The organism is Actinocrinis sp. (assembly GCF_035938995.1).
Lineage (GTDB): Bacteria > Actinomycetota > Actinomycetes > Streptomycetales > Catenulisporaceae > DASZGI01.
Map to the genome: position 1 here is coordinate 1 of NZ_DASZGI010000206.1, position 3,765 is coordinate 3,765.

General features: G+C 71.9%; 3 protein-coding genes. All 3 read left to right on the top strand.

What is annotated here, in order from left to right; all coding sequences use genetic code 11:
- The coding region (locus VGZ32_RS14840) for a UDP-N-acetylmuramoyl-tripeptide--D-alanyl-D-alanine ligase (RefSeq protein WP_326886608.1) at positions 1–1,338 on the top strand (1,338 nt) is incomplete at its 5' end.
- The gene (gene mraY / locus VGZ32_RS14845; RefSeq protein WP_326886609.1) at positions 1,335–2,396 is read left to right on the top strand and encodes a phospho-N-acetylmuramoyl-pentapeptide-transferase; all 1,062 of its coding nucleotides are present in this window, start codon (positions 1,335–1,337) and stop codon (positions 2,394–2,396) included. The genes VGZ32_RS14840 and mraY, both read left to right, overlap by 4 nt.
- Positions 2,393–3,765: UDP-N-acetylmuramoyl-L-alanine--D-glutamate ligase (gene murD, locus VGZ32_RS14850; protein ID WP_326886610.1), on the top strand; the 1,373-nt coding region annotated here is incomplete at its 3' end. The genes mraY and murD, both read left to right, overlap by 4 nt.

A 3,765-nucleotide genomic window follows, 5' to 3' on the forward strand; every position in this document is an offset into this window, starting at 1 on the left:
GTGCAGCCGGGCGGCCTGTTCGTGGCCTTCGTCGGCGAACAGGCGGACGGCCACGACTACGCCGCCGCGGCCGTCGAACGCGGCGCCGCGGCGGTTCTGGCGAGCCGTCAGGTCGACGGCGTGCCCGCGATCATCGTGCCCGACGTCCAGGAAGCGCTCGGCAAGCTCGCCCGGACCGTGCTGACGCGCCTGCCGGCCGCCACCGTGATAGGGCTGACCGGCTCCTCGGGCAAGACCTCGGCCAAGGACCTGCTCGGCCAGGTGCTCGCCGGACACGCCGCCACGATCGCCACCGAGGGCTCGTACAACAACGAGATCGGCCTGCCGCTGACCGTGCTGCGTGCCGACGAGGCGACCCGGTACCTGGTGCTGGAAATGGGCAGCCGGGGGATCGGGCACCTGAAGTACCTGTGCGAGATCGCCCCGCCGTCGGTCGGCGTCGTGCTCAACATCGGCTCTGCGCACGTCGGCGAATTCGGGTCGAAGGAGCAGACCGCGCTGGCGAAGGGCGAGCTGATCGAGGCGCTGCCCGCGGACGGCGTCGCGGTCCTCAACGCCGACGACCCGCTCGTCGCCCCGATGAACCAGCGCACCGCCGCCCGCACGGTCACCTTCGGGGAGTCGGAGGCGGCCGACGTGCGAGCCGAGGACATAACGCTGGGCCCGGACGGCCGCGCCTCATTCCTGCTGCGCGTCGGCGACGTAGGGCCGGAGCACGGCGGAACGGCGCGGGTGCAGCTGCAGTTGGTCGGCGAGCACCACGTGAGCAACGCCCTCGCCGCCGCGGCTGCGGCATTGGCGGTCGGAATGCCGTCGGACCGGATCGCCGAGCGGCTGTCCGCGGCCGTTCCGCTCAGCGGCGGGCGGATGGCGGTGACCGAGCGGGCCGACGGCGTCGTCGTGATCGACGACGCATACAATGCCAACCCGGAATCGGTGCGCGCCGCGCTCAAGTCGCTCGCCGCGCTGGCCCGGTCCCGTCCCGGCGGGCGCGCCTGGGCGGTGCTCGGCGCCATGCTCGAGCTGGGCGACCGGGCCGACGAGGAGCACGACGCGATCGGGCGATTGGCCGTCCGGCTGCGGATCGACAGGCTGGTGGCGGTCGGCGAGGGAGCCGCGCGGATCCACGCGGGCGCCAGCCACGAGGGCTCATGGGGAGAGGAATCCGTGATGGTGGCCGACCCGGAGGCGGCGCTGGCGCTGCTCGACGAGCAGCTAAGGCCCGGTGACGTGGTCCTGGTGAAGGCGTCCAAGGCGGCGGGGCTGCGCCGGGTCGCCCAGGCCTTGGCGCAGCGGGGTGGCGAGAGCGGCGAGGTCCCGGCGGGGGACGAGCGGTGAGGGCGGTCCTCTACTCGAGCGTCATCGCGCTCGTCTGCTCCCTGATCGGCACCCCCCTGATCATCAGGATGCTGGTCAAGCGGGGATACGGCCAGCTGATCCGGGACGACGGCCCGAAGAACCACCTGACCAAGCGCGGCACCCCCACCATGGGCGGGATCGTCATCGTCCTGTCGACGCTGATCGCCTACGGGGCGACCAAGCTGGCGACCCAGCACTGGCCGAGCGCCTCGGCGCTGCTGGTGCTGTTCCTGATGACCGGGCTCGGCGGGGTCGGCTTCGTCGACGACTTCATCAAGATCTACAAGCAGCGCTCGCTGGGCCTGCGGGCCAAGGCGAAGATGATCGGCCAGGCGCTGGTCGCCGTGGTCTTCGCGATCCTGGTGCTGCACTTCCCGGACCAGTACGGGCAGACCCCGGCGTCGACGAGCGTGTCGTTCCTCCAGGACACCGCGCTGGTCCTCGGCCCGGTGCTGTTCGTCGTCTGGGCTTATTTCCTGATCTCCGGCTGGTCCAACGCGGTGAACCTGACCGACGGCCTGGACGGACTGGCCACCGGCGCGTCCGCGATGGTGTTCGCCGCGTACGTGCTGATCGGCGTCTGGCAGTACGGGCAGAGCTGCGTCAACGCGCCCCAGGCCGGCTGCTACGAGGTGCGCGACCCGCTCGACCTGGCGATCGTGGCCGCGGCGCTGATGGGGGCCTGCTTCGGCTTCCTGTGGTGGAACGCCGCGCCGGCGAAGATCTTCATGGGCGACACCGGCTCGCTGGCCCTCGGCGGCGCGCTCGCGGGCCTGGCCATCTGCTCGCACACGGAGCTGCTCACCGTGCTGCTCGGCGGCCTGTTCGCGATCATCACCATGTCGGTGATCATCCAGGTCGGCTACTTCAAGATCTCCGGCGGCAAACGGGTGTTCAAGATGGCCCCGCTACAGCACCACTTCGAGCTGATGGGCTGGGCCGAGGTCACCATCGTGATCCGGTTCTGGATCATCGCAGGGCTCTGTGTCGCGTTGGGTATCGGGGTGTTCTACGCGGGCTGGGTGACCGGATCGTGACCGGCGCGGGCTGGCGCGGCTCCGACGTCGAGGGCCGCCATCCAGTGCCTTGGGACGGACTGCGGGTCTGCGTCGTCGGCGCGCGCGTCGTCGGTGTGTCGGCGGCCCGGGTCCTAAGCGGCCTTGGCGCGCAGGTGACGCTCGTCGACCGGTCCGACGATCAGGCGACCGCCGAGCGCGCCGCGCCGCTCGAAGCCCTGGGGGTGCGGCTCAGGCTCGGCGACGACGCGACGCTGCCTGAGGGTTGCGAGCTGCTGATCGTCTCGCCGGGCGTCCCGCCGCACGCCCCGATCGCGATCGCGGCGCAGAAGGCCGGCATCCCAGTGTGGGGCGACGTGGAGCTGGCCTGGCGGCTGCGCAAGCCGCGCCCGGATGGGACATACGCGCCCTGGCTCCCGATCACCGGCACCAACGGCAAGACCACCGCCGTGCGCATGCTCGCCGCGATGCTCGAGGCGGCCGGGAAGCGCACCGTCGCCTGTGGGAACGTCGGCCTGCCGATCGTGGACGCGGTCACCGCCGACGAGCCCTACGAGGTGCTGGCCGTCGAGCTGTCCAGCTTCCAGCTGCACTGGACGCGCTCGATGAGCCCGCTGGCCGCGGCCGTGCTCAACGTCGCCCCCGACCACGTGGACTGGCACGGCTCCTACGAGGAGTACCGCGACGCGAAAGGCCGGATCTACGAGAACTGCCAGGTCGCCTGCGTTTACAACGTGGCCGACCCGGTGACGGAGACGCTGGTCGAGCAGGCGGACGTGATCGAGGGCTGCCGCGCGATCGGCTTCACTCTCGGTGCCCCCGGCCTCTCCATGCTCGGGGTGGTGGACGGCATCCTGGCCGACCGCGCCTTCGTCGAGGACCGGCGCGGCACTGCGGCCGAACTCGGCACCGTCTACGACGTCGAACCGCACGCGCCGCACAACATCGCTAACGCCCTCGCCGCTGCCGCGCTCGCCCGTGCCTATGGCGTGCCGCCCGAGGCTGTACGCGACGGGCTGCGCGCCTTCACGCCGGACCCGCACCGCATCCAGTTCGTCGCCGCCTTCGACGGCGTCGACTACGTGGACGACTCGAAGGCCACCAATGCGCACGCCGCCGCGGCGTCCCTCGCCGCCTACGAGGACATCGTGTGGATCGCCGGCGGGCTGGCGAAGGGCGCCCGCTTCGAAGAGCTGGTCGCCGGGGCCGCGAAGCACCTGCGCGGTGCGGTGCTGCTCGGCCAGGACCGCGGGCTGATCGCGCAGGCTCTGGCGCGACACGCCCCCGGCCTCCCCGTCGTGGAGGTCGGCGGGGCGGACGATGGACTGACCGGACCTGAGGCGATGGCCCGCGCGGTCGACGCAGCCGCCGACCTCGCCGCGAGCGTCCT